Origin of the sequence: Rhizobium sp. Leaf306, from assembly GCF_001423425.1 — a bacterium.
Classification (GTDB): domain Bacteria; phylum Pseudomonadota; class Alphaproteobacteria; order Rhizobiales; family Rhizobiaceae; genus Neorhizobium; species Neorhizobium soli.
Window position 1 is genome coordinate 859,712 of record NZ_LMNX01000001.1, and the last position, 17,400, is coordinate 877,111.

The following is a 17,400-nucleotide window of genomic DNA, read 5'->3' on the forward strand; positions in this document are numbered from 1 at the left end:
CAGCATGAGATTGCGACCGGGGAGCCTCGAATGACGATCGCCTTGCAGAGTGAAGTCGAGGCAGTCAGCGGCAGGACGACAAGAAGAATGCCATGAGACGCAGATGGACGTATTCGTTGGGTCTTGGTCTTTGCGTCGCGCTCGCGGCGGGGCTGGCGATTGGACTTGACGCTGCAGACCGCGCCTATCCGCCGCCGCTCGACAAGGCGCAAACCGTATCGGCAGAGGTGCTTGACGCGGACGGGCTGCTGCTCCGTGCATTTGCCACATCCGAAAGCCGCTGGCGTCTGAAGACCTCGATCCCGGATGTCGATCCGCGATTCCTGAAAATGCTTGTCGCCTATGAGGACCAGCGGTTTTACCAGCATGGCGGCATTGACCTGAAGGCGATGGGCCGCGCGGCGTTCCAGCTTCTCGTCAACGGGCGGATCGTTTCCGGCGCCTCGACGCTATCCATGCAGGTCGCGCGTCTGATCGAGCCCCGGGAAGCGCGATCCTTTTCGGCAAAGCTTCTGCAGATCGCCCGCGCCATCCAGATCGAACGCCGTCTCGACAAGCAGGAGATCCTCGAGCTCTATCTCACCTACGCACCCTATGGGGGAAATTTGGAAGGCGTGAGGGCTGCAAGCCTTGCCTATTTCGGCAAGGAGCCGGGGCGGCTGACAGTGGCGGAAGCCGCTCTGCTTGTCGCCCTGCCGCAATCGCCGGAAACGCGACGGCCGGACCGGCACCCGCAATCGGCCATGCGGGCCCGTCAAGGCGTTCTCTCAAGGCCGGCCGTGGCGTCGCTGACGGGTGAAGGGGAAGCGGAACGGGCATCCCATGACGGCCTCCCCCGGCGAAGACTGCAACTGCCAGCGCTTGCCGCGCATATGGCGGAAGCCGCAATCCGTAAACAGCCCGGGGTGCCGCGATACCAGAGCACGTTTAAACGCGGCATTCAGCAGAAGCTGGAAGACGTCGCGAGGGAAGCTTCGGCGAAGCTCGAACCGAAAGCATCGCTCGCCATGGTCATGGCGGATGCGATGACGGGCGAAATTGTCGCCCAGGTCGGTTCGGCCGACTATTTCGATGCCAGCCGCGCCGGCTGGATCGACATGACACGGGTGCTGCGGTCGCCGGGGTCGACCCTGAAGCCGTTCATCTACGGACTTGCATTTGAACAGGGGTTGGTGGCGCAAGAAACGATGATCGAGGATCGACCCGCCGATTTCTTCGGCTATCGGCCGAAGAATTTCGACATGAGCTATCAGGGCGATGTCACGGTGCGCCAGGCGTTGCAGCTGTCGCTCAACGTTCCGGCGATCCGACTGCTCGATGCCGTCGGCCCGTCGCGTCTGATGATCCGGTTCAGACGGGCCGCGGTACAACCGGTGCTTCCCCCGAACGAGGCGCCGGGCCTTGCGATCGGGCTTGGCGGGGTCGGCATCACGCTAAAGGATCTGGTTCAGGCCTATGCCGCTCTGGCCAACGGCGGCCAGCCCGTTCGGCTCGGCAACGGCATCGACACTGTCGCGGCGCGTCTGGACAGCGAGCCATTGCTGGAGCCTCAGGCGATCTGGAACGTCACCGACATCCTTTCGGATGTGCTGCCGCCAACCGGAAGCCGCCGCCTCGGCATCGCCTACAAGACCGGCACGAGTTACGGATACCGCGACGCCTGGTCGGTGGGTTATGACGGACGCCATGTCCTGGGTGTCTGGGTCGGGCGGCCGGACAATGGTGCGGTTCCCGGCATCGCCGGCTACCAGACAGCGGCGCCTATCCTGTTCGAGGCATTTGCCCGCTCCGGCGTCGCGATCACGCCGCATCCCTCGCCACCATCAGCCACGTCACGGCTGGCGCAATCCGACCTGCCGATCGGCCAGCGGCGCTTCTCGATGACGGCAAGCGGCCTGATCAGCGCCTCGACCCGCGAAGCCGCGCCGCAGATCGTCTATCCCCCCGAGGGTGCCAAGGTGGATCTCGGCGCCCAAACCGGCGAGATCTCGCCGCTGGTGCTGAAACTGCAGGGCGGCCGCCCGCCGTTCCGCTGGCTGGCCAACGGAAAACCCCTCACCGATCTTTCCCGCCGCCGCACCAACAACTGGTTACCCGAAGGCGCGGGCTTCTCGACACTGACGGTGATCGATTCCGCCGGCCGGGCTGCAACCGTGCGGGTGTTCGTGGAGTGAGGGCAGGTTAGGCCAGGAGTGAACCGGACCGAGATCGGAATGATCAGGCCCGTCAGCTTGTCAGCCGTACACGGCCCACGATCTTGCGAAACAAGACATCCATTGCCTCGCTTATGCCATCGGTCGGACTGACCTCGAAATAGTAGCCTTCCGTGGCGCAAGATTGCATCTGCGTTGGAATTTCCTTCTGAAAGGGTGCGATCCACTTCTTGTAGAAACCGTCTTTGGGCAGAGGCAAATAGGTCGTGTACAGGACTGCGACCTTTATTCCGCGCGCCTTCAGGGCGTTGCAATGACTGGCATTCAACGGCTCCATGCAGCGATCGCCGTTGGATGATGAGAGCTTCTTTGTACAATCGGAACGGTATGCGTCTCCAACGCCGTCCGCGACAAGGAAAACGATTGGCTGTCTATCCGCCGAACTGCTCCCGTCACCGACGGTTTTGATCTTTTGGCCGATCTTGGACAGTATTTCATTGTAGTCGGTCTGCCCGTTCGGCGACGAATGGCTCGGAACGCTCATCAGCTCAATCATCTTCGTGGCCTTTGCCACTGAGGTGAAATTGCTCGTCGGCTCGGAAACGGTGTATAACTGGGCATCGGCAGAGGTTTGTCCGAACGTATAGGCACCGATCTTGAATTGGCCTGAAACGGTCTGAGTCTCCTGCGCCGTTGTCATGAGCGCGGAGACCGCCTCCGCGACAACGTCGATGCGGATGGTCGCGCCAACTTCTTTGGCGAGATAGTAATAGCTGTTTTTGTCGGCGACACCGCTCGTCGAAACGATGTGGCATGCAAAAGCGCAGTTGGCGTCCTTGCCTTTCCCATCCGATCCATTCTTCGTTGCAGCTTCCAGTTTCGCCACGTCGTCGGCAGTCGCGCCGACCCCCATCGATGGCGTGTTGTCCAGCAGCATGTAGAAATCCAGAAAGCTCGGTATCAGGTAGGCTGCGGTCGCTTGCCCCGAAATCGCCATCTCGTCATTGCCGAGGATTCGCGTAAAGGTCGTGGGTAGAGTGGCGGCGTATTTCAGTCTCGATGTGACGACACCGTCGGACTTTACCAGCTCCAGCTTGACGTCGATCAGCAGGCTCGACAAACCTTCCATGTTGTCCCCATATCTGGCCGACAACTGAGATTTGAAGATTTTCTTGGCTTCGGTGTCCGCGATGGCGACAGTACCGTCCTCGGCCATTTTCATGGCTTTTGCGACCGCTGCGGATTTTTCGGAGACAGCAGCAAGTACCGCAGCATCCGCAGCGGCATCGAGATAGGATTTTGCCTCCAGGGCGCGTCCGAAATCGATTGCCAATCCGACACTACCGATCAAAGGAACCATGATAAGGCCGGTGAGCACGCCGAAATTGCCCCGGGTGCAGGAAAAAATAGACCTCAATTTTGCAAGCATAAACCGCAATCTGCCTTTTAGTTTTTATAGCGGCATCATGCTGCATTTCGATCAGAGCATTCGATCAGCTCCCACCGTTTCAAATGTTTGTTACTAAAGTAGCTAATTGAAATTGTTAACGAAACGTGTTTTTGCGGCGCCCGGTCTCGTGGCCAGTGGTGGGGAACGGGAGGCCGCTCACCAAAGAAGTCGGCCGATCCTTGTGGAGTAGCATTTTTGACGAACAGCAGGTGAGTGGTAGAGATGCCCGGATCTGCAAAGACGAGACAAATCGCCTTCAACTGGACTCGATCAACAGAGGCATTTTCTTGATAAAAAATGGTGCCCGGAGGCGGATTTGAACCACCGACACGCGGATTTTCAATCCGCTGCTCTACCAACTGAGCTATCCGGGCATCCGGGCTTTATGCAAGCCGTTCCGGTCCTTGGTTGACCGGCCAGGGTTTGTATCCCCGGGAAGCGAGCGGGGTTATAACATCTTGTTCGGCCATGTCCAGCACCCCGGACGACTTTTTTGAAAGGTTTGTGAAAAACCTGATTTCATGAGCGAAATCAAAGGCCGAACCGGACGAGGATCTAGTCCTCGTAGTTGTCGGCTTTGCTTTCATCGTCGGCCAAGGGGATGGCGTAGCTGCCCTGCAGCCAGCGGGAGAGATCCAGATTGCGGCAACGGTCCGAGCAGAAGGGATAGTGTTCGCGCGCGGAAGGGCGGCTGCATTCGGGACAGGGCCTTGCCTTGCGCAAAGGCTCCACCTTGCCGCCTGTCGTGATGTCCTTGTTTGAAGTTTCAGCCATATCAGGCCTCCTTCTTAAGTCTTCAGCCTTGCGGCCATGCGCCGGCTACGTCAAAACCTTCGCCAGCCAGCAGACCCGTCACTTCATGAAGCGGCAGGCCGACGACGTTGGAATAGGAACCGACGAGTTTCTGCACGAAGGCGCCGGCGATGCCCTGGATCGCGTAAGCCCCGGCTTTTCCCCGCCACTGGCCCGATGCGATATAGTTCTCGATCTCGCGGGTCGACAGTCGCTTGAAGCGCACCTTGGTCTCAACCACCTTCTGGCGGAACTGGCCGCCCGGCGTGACAAGACAGATGCCGGTATAGACCCAGTGGCCGCGGCCCGACAGAAGATGCAGGGCGGCACTGGCGTCCTGCGTATACTCCGTCTTTTCCAGGATGCGGCGTCCAACCGCCACGACCGTATCGGCAGACAAGATATAGCTGTGGCGCCAGGCGGGATCGTTGTTGACGGCGGCGAAGGCGGCTTCCGCCTTTTCCGTCGAAAGACGACGCGCAAGCGAACGCGGATGCTCCACCCGCTTAGGTGTCTCGTCAATATCCATCGGCATCAGCCGGGCCGGTTCGATGCCGACCTGATTGAGAAGATCGAGACGACGCGGCGAGCCTGAGGCCAGGATGAGCTTTTGTTCGATCGCCATGGGGACCCGTCTTTGCCGCGAGAAATTCTTACTTGAAGCGGTAGGTGATGCGACCCTTGGTCAGGTCGTAAGGGGTCATTTCGACAAGAACCTTGTCGCCTGCCAGAACGCGGATACGGTTCTTGCGCATGCGGCCCGCGGTGTGGGCGATGATTTCGTGTTCGTTCTCGAGCTTCACGCGAAAGGTCGCGTTCGGCAACAGTTCGACGACAATGCCCGGGAATTCAAGAACTTCTTCTTTAGCCATGTATTGGTTTTCTTTCTGTGTTGAAGGTCGGGCAGGCCGAAATCTGATCAGCCGCCTCGAAATTTGCGCGGAAACTACACAATCGCGTCCGGTTTGTGAACCTCGCTTGACAGCGATTCTTGAAGACCGTCAATCGCCTGCCGGAGGTGGCCTGCGAATGGGCCTCATCCGTCGGTCAATCAGCTTCCACAGATGCTCTCGCACCTCGCGATAAGCGTCGAGAACCTGCTCGCGCGTGCCGGTCGCAGCCGTCGGATCCATGGTCGGCCAATAGACCACATCGACGGCGTTCGAACGGGTGAGTTCCAGCGCCGCGTGATGGGCCTCCGGCGTCAGCGTCACGATCAAATCGAAGAAATCATCCTCAAGGTCATCCATCGTCCGCGGCTTGTGCTGCCGGTTGCGGTTGAGCGAAAGGCCCACCTCTTCCAGAACGACATCGACGAAGGGATCGTGCTCGCCGGAACGGACACCCGCCGACTGGATGTAGATATCGGGCTGCAGCAGGCTTTTTGCAATGGCCTCCGCCATCGGCGAACGGATGGAGTTGAAACCGCACATGAAGAGGATCGCGGTCGGAATGCCGATCGTCTGCTTCCTTGTCGGTTCGTCATCGGCCGCCATGGTCTTCAGCCGCGCCAGTAGAGCACGCAGACGAGCGTGAACAGCCGTCTTGCGGTATCGAAGTCGATGCGGATCTTGCCGTCGAGACGATCCATCAGGGTTTGCGAGCCCTCGTTGTGAATGCCGCGGCGGCCCATGTCGATCGCCTCGATGCGCGATGGCGTGGAGGTCTTGATCGCCTCGTAATAGCTTTCGCAGATCATGAAGTAATCCTTGATGATCCGCCGGAACGGCGTCAGCGACAGGATGTGGACCGCAACCCCCTCGCCCGCTTCGCCCGTGATGGTGAGCATCAGCTTTGCCTCGACCAGCGAAAGCTTCAACGTGTAGGGGCCGCCTGCATGGCCGACCGGCTCGAAGGCGTTTTCCTCGACAAGGTCGAAGATGGCAACTGCCCGCTCATGTTCGACATCGGGCGTCGAGCGCCCGATCGAGTCGTCGAGGACGACATCCGAGAGCCGGAAGTGCCCTTGTCCCATCCCTAGCCCTCGTCTTGCGGAGGATGGGCGTTCATGCGGATGGCGACCGAACGGGCGTGTGCATCGAGCCCTTCCGAATGGGCGAGCGTGATGGCGGCCGGCGCCAGTTGCCGCAGCTGATCGGGTCCGAGCCTGAGGATCGAGGTGCGCTTGACGAAATCGAGCACACCGAGGCCGGACGAAAAGCGTGCCGAGCGTGCCGTCGGCAGAACGTGGTTGGAGCCGCCGACATAATCGCCGATGACTTCAGGCGTGTGGCGACCGATGAAGATGGCGCCGGCATTGCGGATGCCGGCCATGAGCGCATCCGGATCGGCAACGGCCAATTCCAGATGTTCGGCGGCAATGCGGTTTGCCAGCGGCAACGCGGCTTCGAAATTCTCGACCAGGATCACAGCGCCGAAATCGCGCCAGCTCGCGGCGGCCGTTTCTGCGCGCGACAGTGTCTTCAATTGTCGCTCGACGGCTGCCTCGACCGATTTTCCGAATTCGGCATCGTCGGTGATCAGGATCGACTGGGCACCGGCATCGTGTTCGGCCTGCGCCAGAAGGTCGGCGGCGATCCAGTCGGGGTCGTTGTCCTTGTCGGCCAGGATCAGCACTTCAGATGGGCCGGCGATCATGTCGATGCCGACGATGCCGAAGACCTGGCGCTTGGCGGCCGCCACATAGGCGTTGCCGGGACCGACGATCTTGGCGACCGGCGCAATCGTATCGGTACCATAGGCAAGCGCTGCCACGGCCTGCGCACCGCCGACGCGGTAGATTTCCGTAACGCCCGAGATGCGCGCCGCGGCAAGGACGGCCGGGTTGATGCTGCCGCCACCGGCCGGCACGACCATGACGACGCGCGGCACGCCGGCAACCTTTGCCGGCACCGCATTCATCAGCACGGAGCTTGGATAGGATGCCGTGCCGCCCGGTACGTAGAGACCGACGGCTTCGATCGCTGTCCAGCGGGAGCCGAGGCCGACGCCGATCGCGTCTTCGTAGATATCGTCCTTCGGCATCTGGCGGGCATGATGCTTTTCGATCCGCTCGGCTGCGAACTTCAGCGCGTCGATCACCTTGCGGTCCGTTTCGGCGAAGGCCTTGTCGACCTCCTCATCGGTCACGCGGATGCCGGTCGCTGCAAGATCGATGCCGTCGAAGCGTTTTGAATAGTCGACAAGTGCCGCGTCGCCGCGGGCGCGCACGTCATCGATGATGGCGTGCACGACGGCGTTCACATCCTCGGAGACTTCCCGCTTGGTCGAAAGAAAAGCGGAAAAGCGTGTCTCGAAGTCCGGTGCTGTCTGCTCAAGCCAGAGTGCCAAGCGGATATTCCTTCCCGTTCCATGCCATGATCACAAGGCCGGTCAAGGATGGCGCGGCCTCGTTGCGGTTTCCCATGCGCCGCCGATATCTGCAAGAGCAACTTCGATGCATTCGACATCGAGAGCAATGGTGCCGCCGCCGGAAAGCATCAGTTCCACGGTGCCATCAGGCCCCTCGCCCTTGGCCATGAAGCGCACGGCGAGAAGCGACAGGACAACATCCTTGCGGTTGCGGTCGATACCGGTCGAACGGACTGCTTCCACGCGCTTGAGGACGAGCGCTGCACGGTGCCGCTCGAACCCCTTTTTCTTCTCGCCGGCCTTTTCCCAATCAAACCTGTTGGCAGCCAGCGAGAATATCTTTTCCGACGCCGACCACTGCACGTCGGACAGCTTGAACACCGCATCCTGCATATGGGCAGACACGATCCCCAGATCGTCGGTATCGAGAGCCAGAAGCTTGAGCTCGGTCATGCGCGTCCATTCCGTTCCTGGGCCGCGATGTGGCCCCCGTTGTTTGATGGTCTGGAGATAGGATGGCGCATGGCAAGAAGCAACTATTTCGGGAAGTCGGCAGAGAGCGTCGTGTCCTTCCAGGCAACGATCTCGTCGCGGCGTTCCGATAGCTTGGCGGTGATGCCGGTATAGGCAATTTCGCCGAGCACGAGATGGCGCGGCGGGTTTGACGCTTCAACGACCTTGATCATGGCTTCGCCGGCACGCACGGGATCGCCCGGCTGCTGGCCGCTATAGCCTGCGGTCTGCGACAGGCGGGCGCCTGCGGTATCCTGATACTCCTCGATCTTCACCGGCGTCTGCTTCAGGGACCGGCCAGCCCAATCCGTCCGGAACGGACCCGGTGCCACGCAGGTGACCTTGATGCCGACCGACGCCACTTCGGCGGACAGCGCATCGGAAAAACCTTCGACCGCATGCTTGCTTGCCGCGTAATAACCGGAGCCCGGGAAGCCGATAAAGCCGGCCTGGGAGGTGATGTTGAGAATGTGGCCCTTGCGGCGGGCGCGCATGCCGGGCAGCACCGCCCGCGTCATGGCGAAAAGGCCGAAGACATTGGCATCGAACATGCCGCGGATCTCGTCTTCCTCGCCTTCCTCGATCGAGGCCTGGTAGCCGTAACCGGCATTGTTGACGAGGACGTCGATGCGCCCGAACTTTTCCTCGGCAGCGCTGACAGCAGCTGCGATCTGGCCTTCGTCGGTCACGTCGAGATCAACGGCGAGCGCATTGTCGTGGCCGGCGATGAGATCGGCAAGCCTTGCCTTGTCGCGGGCCGTGACGACGGTCGGAAAGCCCTTTGCAATTGTCAGCCTGGCGAGTTCCAGGCCGAAGCCGGAGGAGCAGCCGGTGATGAACCAGACGTTGGAAGATGCATCAGTCATAAAAATATCTCCGATGGAAAAGCCGGATCATGAAAATGAGGCGGGGCGTGTTGGATGACAATACCTGACATAGGCATGAAAAAAGGGACGGCAAGGTATCCCCCTGGCCGCCCCTCATCCCTCGAAACATGCGGCCTCTTCAGGCCATATTGCTCAGTCGCTGACGCGTTCGACGATGGCGCCGCAGCGTGTCAGCTTTTCTTCAAGACGCTCGAAACCACGATCAAGATGGTAGACGCGGCTGACGATCGTTTCGCCTTCGGCCGCAAGGCCGGCAATGACGAGCGACACCGATGCGCGAAGGTCTGTTGCCATCACTGGCGCACCCTTCAGCTGCGAAACGCCTTCGATCCGCGCCATCTGCCCGGACAGCGAAATTTTCGCGCCGAGACGGGCCAGTTCCTGCACGTGCATGAAGCGGTTTTCGAAGATGGTTTCGGTGACATGCGAAACGCCTGACGACATGGTCATCAGCGCCATGAACTGTGCCTGCAGGTCCGTCGGGAAGCCCGGGAAGGGTTCGGTGACGATATCGACCGGCTGGATCCGGTTGCCGTTCCTGACGACACGCAGACCGCTTTCGGTTTCGGTGATCTCGGCACCGGCAAGGCGCAGCGTATCGAGCGCATTTTCAAGCAGCGAGGCCTGCGTGCCTTCGAGCACCACATCGCCGCCGGTCATGGCAACCGCCATCGCATAGGTGCCGGTCTCGATCCGGTCCGGCAGGACGCGGTGACGGGCGCCAGACAGCGAGGCCACGCCTTCGATGGTGATGGTGCGCGTGCCGGCGCCACTGATCTTGGCGCCCATGGCCGTCAGGCATTTTGCGAGATCGACGACTTCAGGTTCGCGGGCGGCATTGTCGATGACGGTGGTGCCGCGGGCAAGGGTTGCCGCCATCAGCATGACATGCGTGGCGCCGACCGAAACCTTGGGGAAGGTGTAATGTGCGCCGATAAGGCCGCCCTTGGGGGCCGACGCGTTGATATAGCCGGCATCGACCTCGAGGATGGCGCCGAGCGCCTGCAGGCCGTCAAGGAACAGATCGACCGGACGCGTGCCGATGGCGCAACCGCCCGGAAGCGACACGCGGGCCTTGCCTTCACGCGCCAGCAGCGGGCCGATCACCCAGAACGAGGCGCGCATCTTGGAGACCAGCTCGTAAGGAGCGGTCGTATCGACGATGGTGCGGCAGGTGAAATTGATCGTGCGCGAATAGCTCTCGGCCTGGCTTTCGCGGCGGCCGTTGACGGAGACATCAACGCCATGATTGCCGAGGATGCGCAACAGCTGTTCGACATCGGCCAGATGCGGCACGTTTTCGAGCGTCAGCGTATCGCTGGTCAGAAGCGACGCAATCATCAGCGGCAGCGCGGCGTTCTTGGCGCCCGAGATCGGGATCGTGCCGTGAAGCTCGTTGCCGCCGGAAATTCTGATGCGATCCATGGTGTGGTAACTCTTTCTCTCAAGCGGCCGGGTTTGCGTCTCTAGACCAAACCTTGTCCCGCTTCAATCCGTGATGAAAACTGCGGATGAGAGCAAATCGTGCCACAACCCGTTTATGCACTGCAAAGACTATGATGATTCGTCCGTTTTTGCGGCAGAGGGCGAAGACGCCGGCAAACCTTGCGTCTCGTCCGCCTCGCCGGCGCGCCGCGCGCGCGACTGACCTTTCCGCCGCATCAGGTTTTCCCGCAATTTCGCAGCGGCACGCTGCTTGCGATCCAGCTCACGCCGCTCGGCTTCGCTCAACGGTGCGGCCGGCGCCTGGCTATCCAAGGTTTCTGGTTTTTTCGACATGGCTTCTCCTTAAAGAAAAAGCCCGACACACGAAAGCGCCCCGGGCGTTTTCCCGGATGGTTCTCCAAGAAGTTCGATTTTGCTGCTTGCACTTGCCCCGAACCTATGGCAATAGCCCCCTCGCTGACGACACGAACCCGAACGTCCGCAGTTGCTGCTATAGCTCAGGGGTAGAGCACTCCCTTGGTAAGGGAGAGGCCGAGAGTTCAAATCTCTCTAGCAGCACCATTTTTCTTTCCCTGATTGAAATTGTTGAAGGCCATCATTCAGATGGCGTCTCTCCATGTATGTTTCGGAATGCGCGGAATGACGGGAGCCGCTCGTCGGATTGCCGATCTGAATACATACCCTCGTAAGATCGTTGCTATTTGCATGGCTCCATGATCCGGATAACTGCTCCCCTATTTCATAGAGGGCCAGACCTCGCACGGATCTCAATCATTATCTCAATCGAAAATGATGAATAGCGCGGCTTTTGGTTTGTGGAGCTGAGCGTCAAGCCGAGTATTACATTCGCGGACGCGCAGCAAAGAACTAGACGAATCCACTATGAATCCGGCATCTTTTCCACAACCAACGGATTATGAGGGGAAAAACACATAATCCAGTTGTACTCTGCCGAAATGACTCGACAGCAATATCAGTCACATCAATACTGTCAGTGTTCGCTAATACTAGATTCGCGGACGGCGACTGCGGTCTGTCTTGGCGGACAGATGCAGTCGCGCAATGCGTGGCCGCACACGGAAACAATGCTCTGCCGTGCGGATGTCTTAGCGGATTATGAAAATCCAACTGTGCAGTTTGATTCTACATATCCCGACCAACTACGGCAAGGCAGGGCGCAAGGCATAAGGAGAAATATTATGCCCCATAGAAAGCGCTCACCTCGCGTAACGGCGGAGATGGCTGCTCGCATCAAACGTCTTCTTCTTGAGCGAATGATGCAACATGACATCGCAGCTAAGTTCGGAATCAATCCTGGCAGAGTTAGCGAGATTAAAACAGGCAGGCGTTTCGGTAATATCGCCCCAACGGTGGAGTTCTAAAGTGGCTAAAAAGCAGTCATCAACTCCGATTTCCTCGTTAGCCTCGAAGGTGCTTTCCGGCGCCAAGAAAGCTACGCCCACCGATGCGAAGAAACTCGCCGCTTCCGTCCTTTCGCAGGACGAGAAGAGAGGTAAGTAACTCCAGTGTAGCCCGCGGCATTCGCGGGCTACACTGAATCTATCAGCATTCTTATTTCGCGAAGTAAGCCGGATACCGTCATTGCTATTCGTGCAATCCCCTCTCCGCCTAGCTCCGACACCCAACATACGGCATCAGCAGCTTCAACTGCTCGCTCATGACGCCTGGCCTGTCTCGTGGGGGATCAACAGTTTGCTGGTTGGTGTTGCCCCAGACGCCGCCGCCGGCCCAGTAGGTGGCGCCGAGGAAGATGTCGGGGCGGGCCATCATGGCATCGAGAAGGTCGCGCAGTTCCCGTAGAGAGCCTTCGGTTCGGCCGGTGGCGAATTCGCCGATGAAGATGCGTTTTCGATGTTGGGTCGCCCAGTCTGTGGCGCTTTTCAGGATCCGTTTTCCGATGCCTTCGGTGGCGATCGGGTTGGAGCCGCCAAATCCCTTGTCGAGATACTGGTGCATGTCGAAGCCGCAATTGTCGGCGGGATCGAATGCCTGCAACATCACGGTGCCGTTCGAGGTCTTCGTCCAGGAATGGGCGCCCGTCCAGGCGATGCCGGAAAACAGCACGGTTCCCGTTGCGCCACGCCGCCTGATTTCGGCGCATGCGGCGTTCTGGGTGTTAAGGTTGAGAATGGGATCCTGGTCATGCGGCTCGTTCATCAGCCCGTACCAGACAAGGCTGTTCTTTCCGTATCGCTGTGCCAGCTCGCCCCAGAACGCCGCGTAGCTTTCGAGCGTTGCAGCTGACGTGCCGTCTCCGATGACGATCTTATCGCGCCTTCCGTAGTCATGCATATCCAGGAGGACAACCGCACCCTCGCCCACTGCCCGGCCGACCAGACGATCGAGGCCCTCAAGTGCCGCCGGCTCAAGCGGTTTTGCAATATCGGGCTGCAGGCGGTTCCACTTGAAGGGGATCCGAAACACTTTCACGCCCAGCGAGAGGTAATAATTCAGGTTCTCCAGGTGAGGCCACTTCCAACGGCCGCCAATCATCTCGAACTCAGCACCGGCCAGGTTAACCCCGATCAGCGGGCACGTTCCCGTTCGGGCACCTACGGAAGGACCTGACGACACAACCGACGCCGCAAAGGCGCCAGCGCAGAACAACAAAGATCTTCTTGAGCATTCATTCATGTAAGACGCCTGTAATAAAGATTCTATTATAACATTGATGCACTAAAAAATAAACAACTTAGGGATTTTTGTGCAACACCTCTGCGAATTCAAACTACATTATCCATATTGAATTCCATTATACGATTACCCTAGCGATTAGTTTTGTTTATTGAGGAATCAGCAAGAGCATATCCATGCTGTAACCACGATTCGATGTCGTGCTACTCGACATTTCACTGATCAGCAGCGGTGATGGACGGCATGCGCGGGTGTCCGGCGACAGCAGGAGTGGGAATGCGAGTGATATTCGATCTGACGCTTGCCACGCGCAAGCCGGAGATTACCGGTGTCGAACGTTACGGGATCAATCTATTCGAGGCATTCCGGAAAATTTGCCCTGGCAGCACGGCCTATGTCATGTCGACATCGTTTTTTTCGAGCGACGACAACCTGGTCCTCTGCCAGCATCCTTTGATGGCTTGGCTCACTTTACCGTTCAGGCTGGCATCTTCCAGTTACGATGCGGCCGTCTTTCCGAGCATGCCGGCAAGTCCGCTCTCCATATCATCCAGACTGCCCCTCTATCGCATCATTCACGACGACTTCCCCTGGACAAGGGGACAGGAGATGCCGATCAAGGGGCGCCTTCTGTTTCGGGATGTGGAGCGCGCCGTTTCATCCCGATACCGCGCCATCTTTGCGCCAACCGGCTACTCGGCGGCAAAGCTTCGTCCGATCTTTCCCTCCCATGATGTCAGCGAGATCGGCAATGCCCCCGCGCTGCCGTTTGACGGCGAACTGTCCGAGATCGCGGAACTGCGAGGCAAAGTCTTCGTCCTGAGCGTGGGGACGGTGGAGCCCCGAAAGAACTACGAGAAGATCATCGACGTCGCGGCAGCGCTTCAACCGCACAATGTCCTGTCGGTCGTTGTTGGTCGCAGCGGTTGGGGAAATATCGCCACCGATCTTGACCGGGCGAGCAACGACCCAACGAGCAACATCCGATGGATGAAGGACATATCCGACAGCCAGTTGCGGTGGCTTTACGCAAACTGCCGGTCGTTCCTGTCTTTGTCGCATGACGAGGGGTTCAATATGCCGCTCGTCGAGGCAGGGTCGCTGGGCTGCAGCATTGTCGCGTCCGACATCGCCATCCACCGGACTGTTTCTCCGCCATGGGGACGGCTGGTCTCGCCGGGCGCACGCGCTGACGAGATCTCGACTGAGATCATGACGGCTCCGCGAGCGACTGAAAGCGCGTATCTTGCCTACAGAGCCCGGTATTCCTGGGATTTTATCGCGGCAAACCTGCTTTCGAAAATCCAGGCCCAAAGACGCACCGGAGCACGGCCCCATGCCTGAGCACCAGTTGACCATGCTCTGGCATGAAGCCGGAAACTCGCACTACCATGACCGATTTGTCGAGCTTTCGAAGGTCGCCAATCTCACGGTCATGGGGCCAAAAACCTTTCAAGGCACAACGTTCGACCCTGAGAAATTCCACTTTCCGGTGAAGCTGTTTAATTCCGTCTTGTCGTCGCACTGGCTGACATTCATCCCGAGCACCATCGCTTTCTACCGGGAAGCGCGACGGGCGGACATTCTCTACGTTCATGAGGAACCGCACTCGCTTGTCGCGTTCCTAAGCGCCACCCTGCGTCTCGGGCGGCCGATGTACATCGAAAGCTCGGCCATCAATCTCAAGGGAAACCTCTTCGGATGGAATGTCCTCGAGCGGTTCGTCTATAAAACAGCGACCAAAATCATTCCCAAGAACCATGAGGTCGCCGATGTCCTTCACAGACGGGGGGCTCCCCGGAGCAAGATCTCAAGCCCCATCGGTAACGGCGTTTCAAAGTCGTCGTTTTCGATCGTCGATAAGTCGGCGGCACGTTCTGCGCTTGCGCAAAAGTATCCGCAGGTCTCCGATGCATTCAAGAAGGGCGGTCTCGTTCTCGGCTATGCCGGGCGGATCTGGCAGCCGAAAGGGTTAGAGATCCTGGCGCAGCTTGCACAGGAACTCCCGGTCGCGATCCTCGCCTGCGGGCCGGTCGCAGATGATTATCTGGTCGATACACTCGTTGCGGCGGGGGTAACGGTTCTTCCCAGTCTTCAGAAGGATGATCTGCGGACATTTTACAGCGCGCTCGATCTCTTCATTCTGCCGAGCCTCTCGACGAAGAACTGGCGGGAACAGTTCGGCCGTGTCTGCATCGAGGCAATCTATTGCGGGACGCCGGCTGTCGGTTCGCATGTGGGCGGCATTCCGATGGTGATCGGCGCCAGCCAGACCTTCGAGGCAGGCAATATCGAGCAGGCCAAGGCACTGCTGACCAAACTTTCAGACGAGGCGGAGCGGGCGGAAATCCTGCGGTGGCAGACCGCCCATGTCGATGAGAATTTTTCCTGGAAAGCGATTGCAGAGCAAGTTTTAGCCGTCACACACTTAAAGAGATAAATGCAATGACCGAAGACCGACTTGGGTCCAGAGATAAAATATTCGGTTTATCCTTTTACGAATATTCCGACGACGCTCTCGTAGAACAGGCTCTTTCTCCCCTTTCCGAGACGGACGGGGTAAAACTGGTCGTCACTGCGAATACGGATCACGTCTCCAACCTGTACAAAAATGCTGAATTCAGACGTGCTTACGACAGTGCGTGGTCAGTCACGATCGATGGCATGCCCGTCTTTCTCTATGCGAAACTGTGCGGCGCGGCCGTCAAGCAGCGGATACCAGGCGCCGATCTCTTTCCCAAGCTGCTCGATGCCCTGACAGACACGAACCATCGGCCGTTCTTCGTCTGCTCGAGCCAGGCGACGGCGGACGGGCTGGCAGTCCAGATGACGGCACGTGGCTTCCCGGAGGCCGGCTTCGGCTACGCGATACCGCCGTTTGGTTTTGAAAAACAACCCTCTCATACGCGCGACCTGCTGAGCGCGATCCGCGACAACCGCACAACGCATCTGTTCATGGGTATCGGCGCGCCCAAATCCGAAATTTGGGTGAACCAGAACAGATCCGCGCTTGGGCACCTTTACGCCTTCTGCTTCGGCGCGGCTCTCGAATTCACAGCCGGCACCAAGACTCGAGCGCCAAAGGTTTTCCGTCTGGTTGGAATGGAATGGTTCTGGCGAGTGGCCACCGAGCCCCGTCGCTTGTTCAAACGGTACTTCATCAGTTCCTGGGGCTTTTTCTCAGCCGTTGTCGCCGATCTGAACCAATCCAGAATAAGCTCGTAGGTGGCCCGATGTACGATGTGTCCGTGATCATTCCAGTCGTATCGAAAAGCAGTCGTCTGGCGCGCACGCGCGAAGTGGTGCGGCGATTGCAGGAGCAGAGGGCGATCGCGCTTGAAATCATCATCGTGATGCAGGGGTTCGACGAGACCGAAACGATCGGCATCGACGGTGTGAAAACCATATTCTCGCGCGTGTTCAGCTCGTCGCATTCCCGAAATGTCGGCGCCTGTCACGCGACGGCCGATCTCATCTCGTTTCTGGATGACGACACATTTCCGGCCGCGAGCGATTTCTACCGCAGGGTGAAAACCATTCTCGATGTCGGCGCGGTCGATTTCGTCACCTGCAACATCGTCTCGAACGGCAAGCGGCTGGCTGCAAGCCGGATCGAAAGCGATGTCCAAATCAACAGGCAAACCATCATCGGCAACATGTGGGAACCGGGGCTGACGCTTCGCCGCAAGACGTTTTTAAAATTCCAGTTCGATGCCACTTTGGGTATCGGCACCATTCATGGATCGGGAGAGGGCTTCGATCTCGGGGCACGTTTGGTCGACGCCGGCCTGAAGGGCAAGCGGTTGGCCGGTCTGGAAATCGACCATCCGCCTTTGCCGTTGAACTCCGAATTCGATGTCCAGCGCACGTTCTACTACTCGCTTGGCAACGGCAGCTCCCTGGTCGCCAGAGGGTTCCACAAGGCCTATGCAAAGCAACTCTTCAAGCAGGTCGCAAAGACGGTGCTCTATCCATGTCTCAACAGGTGGAGCGAGGCGAAGCTTGCTCTGCTGCGGCTTGCCTGCCTGCTGATCGGGCCGGCGATCCCGCGCGGCGTTCCGAAGATCATTCCAAACCAGTTGGCGAAGGACCTGATCGACGGTGAAATCGACCCGTTCCCTAAGGTGGAACCTCGGATCGACCGGGCCACAGCCTAGACCATTCGCATGACGCGACCGAAATATCACCGATC

General features: G+C 59.0%; 17 protein-coding genes and 2 tRNA genes. 6 read left to right on the forward strand and 13 right to left on the reverse strand.

From position 1 onward, the window contains the following. Window positions 1-92 precede the first annotated feature (92 nt). A complete protein-coding gene (gene pbpC / locus ASG19_RS04010) occupies window positions 93-2,174 on the forward strand; it encodes a penicillin-binding protein 1C (RefSeq protein WP_062453852.1) in 2,082 nt (693 codons plus the stop codon). Between the two features lie 52 nt (window positions 2,175-2,226). Here pbpC and ASG19_RS04015 read toward each other — a convergent pair whose 3' ends face one another. From ASG19_RS04015 to ASG19_RS04070, 12 genes are all read right to left on the reverse strand, one after another. Continuing rightward, entirely contained in the window at window positions 2,227-3,582 is a 1,356-nt protein-coding gene (locus ASG19_RS04015; RefSeq protein WP_062453853.1) for a pilus assembly protein TadG-related protein, read from the reverse strand. 319 nt (window positions 3,583-3,901) lie between these two features. Further along, window positions 3,902-3,977 (reverse strand) — tRNA-Phe (locus tag ASG19_RS04020). Between the two features lie 181 nt (window positions 3,978-4,158). Next, window positions 4,159-4,377: a DNA gyrase inhibitor YacG gene (yacG, locus tag ASG19_RS04025; protein ID WP_062453854.1), complete on the reverse strand. Its 219-nt coding sequence runs from the start codon at window positions 4,375-4,377 to the stop codon at window positions 4,159-4,161. A gap of 22 nt (window positions 4,378-4,399) precedes the next feature. Next, window positions 4,400-5,020, reverse strand: coding sequence for a Maf-like protein (locus ASG19_RS04030; RefSeq protein WP_062453855.1), 621 nt, complete (start codon window positions 5,018-5,020; stop codon window positions 4,400-4,402). Window positions 5,021-5,048: 28 nt separating this feature from the next. Then, the gene (gene infA, locus ASG19_RS04035) at window positions 5,049-5,267 is read right to left on the reverse strand and encodes a translation initiation factor IF-1 (RefSeq protein WP_062453856.1); all 219 of its coding nucleotides are present in this window, start codon (window positions 5,265-5,267) and stop codon (window positions 5,049-5,051) included. 129 nt (window positions 5,268-5,396) lie between these two features. Next, window positions 5,397-5,828: a low molecular weight phosphatase family protein gene (locus ASG19_RS04040; protein ID WP_062454876.1), complete on the reverse strand. Its 432-nt coding sequence runs from the start codon at window positions 5,826-5,828 to the stop codon at window positions 5,397-5,399. 68 nt (window positions 5,829-5,896) lie between these two features. Then, window positions 5,897-6,370, reverse strand: a complete 474-nt coding sequence (locus ASG19_RS04045; protein ID WP_062453857.1) for a UPF0262 family protein — start codon at window positions 6,368-6,370, stop codon at window positions 5,897-5,899. 2 nt (window positions 6,371-6,372) lie between these two features. Then, window positions 6,373-7,686, reverse strand: coding sequence for a histidinol dehydrogenase (hisD, locus tag ASG19_RS04050; RefSeq protein WP_062453858.1), 1,314 nt, complete (start codon window positions 7,684-7,686; stop codon window positions 6,373-6,375). A gap of 42 nt (window positions 7,687-7,728) precedes the next feature. Continuing rightward, window positions 7,729-8,160: a DUF2948 family protein gene (locus ASG19_RS04055; RefSeq protein WP_062453859.1), complete on the reverse strand. Its 432-nt coding sequence runs from the start codon at window positions 8,158-8,160 to the stop codon at window positions 7,729-7,731. Window positions 8,161-8,243: 83 nt separating this feature from the next. Beyond that, window positions 8,244-9,086: an oxidoreductase gene (locus tag ASG19_RS04060; RefSeq protein WP_062453860.1), complete on the reverse strand. Its 843-nt coding sequence runs from the start codon at window positions 9,084-9,086 to the stop codon at window positions 8,244-8,246. Window positions 9,087-9,239: 153 nt separating this feature from the next. After that, window positions 9,240-10,532 carry a UDP-N-acetylglucosamine 1-carboxyvinyltransferase gene (gene murA, locus ASG19_RS04065; RefSeq protein WP_062453861.1) on the reverse strand — a complete coding sequence of 431 codons (1,293 nt, stop codon included), beginning with the start codon at window positions 10,530-10,532 and terminating at the stop codon, window positions 9,240-9,242. A 129-nt stretch (window positions 10,533-10,661) separates the two neighbouring features. Further along, entirely contained in the window at window positions 10,662-10,886 is a 225-nt protein-coding gene (locus ASG19_RS04070; RefSeq protein ID WP_062579050.1) for a hypothetical protein, read from the reverse strand. Window positions 10,887-11,039: 153 nt separating this feature from the next. Here ASG19_RS04070 and ASG19_RS04075 point away from each other — a divergent pair. Continuing rightward, window positions 11,040-11,114 (forward strand) — tRNA-Thr (locus ASG19_RS04075). Between the two features lie 1,068 nt (window positions 11,115-12,182). On the opposite strand, the gene ASG19_RS04085 is transcribed toward ASG19_RS04075, so the two are convergent. After that, entirely contained in the window at window positions 12,183-13,067 is an 885-nt protein-coding gene (locus tag ASG19_RS04085) for a glycoside hydrolase family 5 protein (protein ID WP_062453863.1), read from the reverse strand. 417 nt (window positions 13,068-13,484) lie between these two features. Between ASG19_RS04085 and ASG19_RS04090 the strand changes: the two genes are divergently transcribed. Genes ASG19_RS04090 through ASG19_RS04105 form a run of 4 tightly spaced genes read left to right on the forward strand, consistent with a single transcriptional unit; the run spans window position 13,485 to window position 17,365 of the window. Next, a complete protein-coding gene (locus ASG19_RS04090; protein ID WP_062453864.1) occupies window positions 13,485-14,552 on the forward strand; it encodes a glycosyltransferase in 1,068 nt (355 codons plus the stop codon). Then, window positions 14,545-15,648 (forward strand): glycosyltransferase family 4 protein, encoded by a 1,104-nt coding sequence (locus tag ASG19_RS04095; RefSeq protein ID WP_062453865.1) that lies wholly within the window; start codon window positions 14,545-14,547, stop codon window positions 15,646-15,648. Before ASG19_RS04090 ends, ASG19_RS04095 begins: the two co-directional genes overlap by 8 nt. A 5-nt stretch (window positions 15,649-15,653) precedes the next feature. Continuing rightward, a complete protein-coding gene (locus ASG19_RS04100; RefSeq protein ID WP_062453866.1) occupies window positions 15,654-16,433 on the forward strand; it encodes a WecB/TagA/CpsF family glycosyltransferase in 780 nt (259 codons plus the stop codon). An 8-nt stretch (window positions 16,434-16,441) separates the two neighbouring features. Next, window positions 16,442-17,365 carry a glycosyltransferase gene (locus ASG19_RS04105; RefSeq protein ID WP_062453867.1) on the forward strand — a complete coding sequence of 308 codons (924 nt, stop codon included), beginning with the start codon at window positions 16,442-16,444 and terminating at the stop codon, window positions 17,363-17,365. The last annotated feature ends 35 nt before the right edge of the window (window positions 17,366-17,400 follow it).

Coding starts and splice junctions, on each gene's coding strand:
- pbpC (WP_062453852.1), top strand. CDS start 93: ATGAGACGCAGATGGACGTATTCGTTGGGTCTTGGTCTTTGCGTCGCG.
- ASG19_RS04105 (WP_062453867.1), top strand. CDS start 16,442: ATGTACGATGTGTCCGTGATCATTCCAGTCGTATCGAAAAGCAGTCGT.
- ASG19_RS04040 (WP_062454876.1), bottom strand. CDS start 5,828: ATGTGCGGTTTCAACTCCATCCGTTCGCCGATGGCGGAGGCCATTGCA.
- ASG19_RS04055 (WP_062453859.1), bottom strand. CDS start 8,160: ATGACCGAGCTCAAGCTTCTGGCTCTCGATACCGACGATCTGGGGATC.
- infA (WP_062453856.1), bottom strand. CDS start 5,267: ATGGCTAAAGAAGAAGTTCTTGAATTCCCGGGCATTGTCGTCGAACTG.
- ASG19_RS04090 (WP_062453864.1), top strand. CDS start 13,485: ATGCGAGTGATATTCGATCTGACGCTTGCCACGCGCAAGCCGGAGATT.
- ASG19_RS04045 (WP_062453857.1), bottom strand. CDS start 6,370: ATGGGACAAGGGCACTTCCGGCTCTCGGATGTCGTCCTCGACGACTCG.
- ASG19_RS04085 (WP_062453863.1), bottom strand. CDS start 13,067: ATGATTGGCGGCCGTTGGAAGTGGCCTCACCTGGAGAACCTGAATTAT.
- ASG19_RS04060 (WP_062453860.1), bottom strand. CDS start 9,086: ATGACTGATGCATCTTCCAACGTCTGGTTCATCACCGGCTGCTCCTCC.
- yacG (WP_062453854.1), bottom strand. CDS start 4,377: ATGGCTGAAACTTCAAACAAGGACATCACGACAGGCGGCAAGGTGGAG.
- ASG19_RS04070 (WP_062579050.1), bottom strand. CDS start 10,886: ATGTCGAAAAAACCAGAAACCTTGGATAGCCAGGCGCCGGCCGCACCG.
- murA (WP_062453861.1), bottom strand. CDS start 10,532: ATGGATCGCATCAGAATTTCCGGCGGCAACGAGCTTCACGGCACGATC.
- ASG19_RS04030 (WP_062453855.1), bottom strand. CDS start 5,020: ATGGCGATCGAACAAAAGCTCATCCTGGCCTCAGGCTCGCCGCGTCGT.
- ASG19_RS04100 (WP_062453866.1), top strand. CDS start 15,654: ATGACCGAAGACCGACTTGGGTCCAGAGATAAAATATTCGGTTTATCC.
- ASG19_RS04015 (WP_062453853.1), bottom strand. CDS start 3,582: ATGCTTGCAAAATTGAGGTCTATTTTTTCCTGCACCCGGGGCAATTTC.
- ASG19_RS04095 (WP_062453865.1), top strand. CDS start 14,545: ATGCCTGAGCACCAGTTGACCATGCTCTGGCATGAAGCCGGAAACTCG.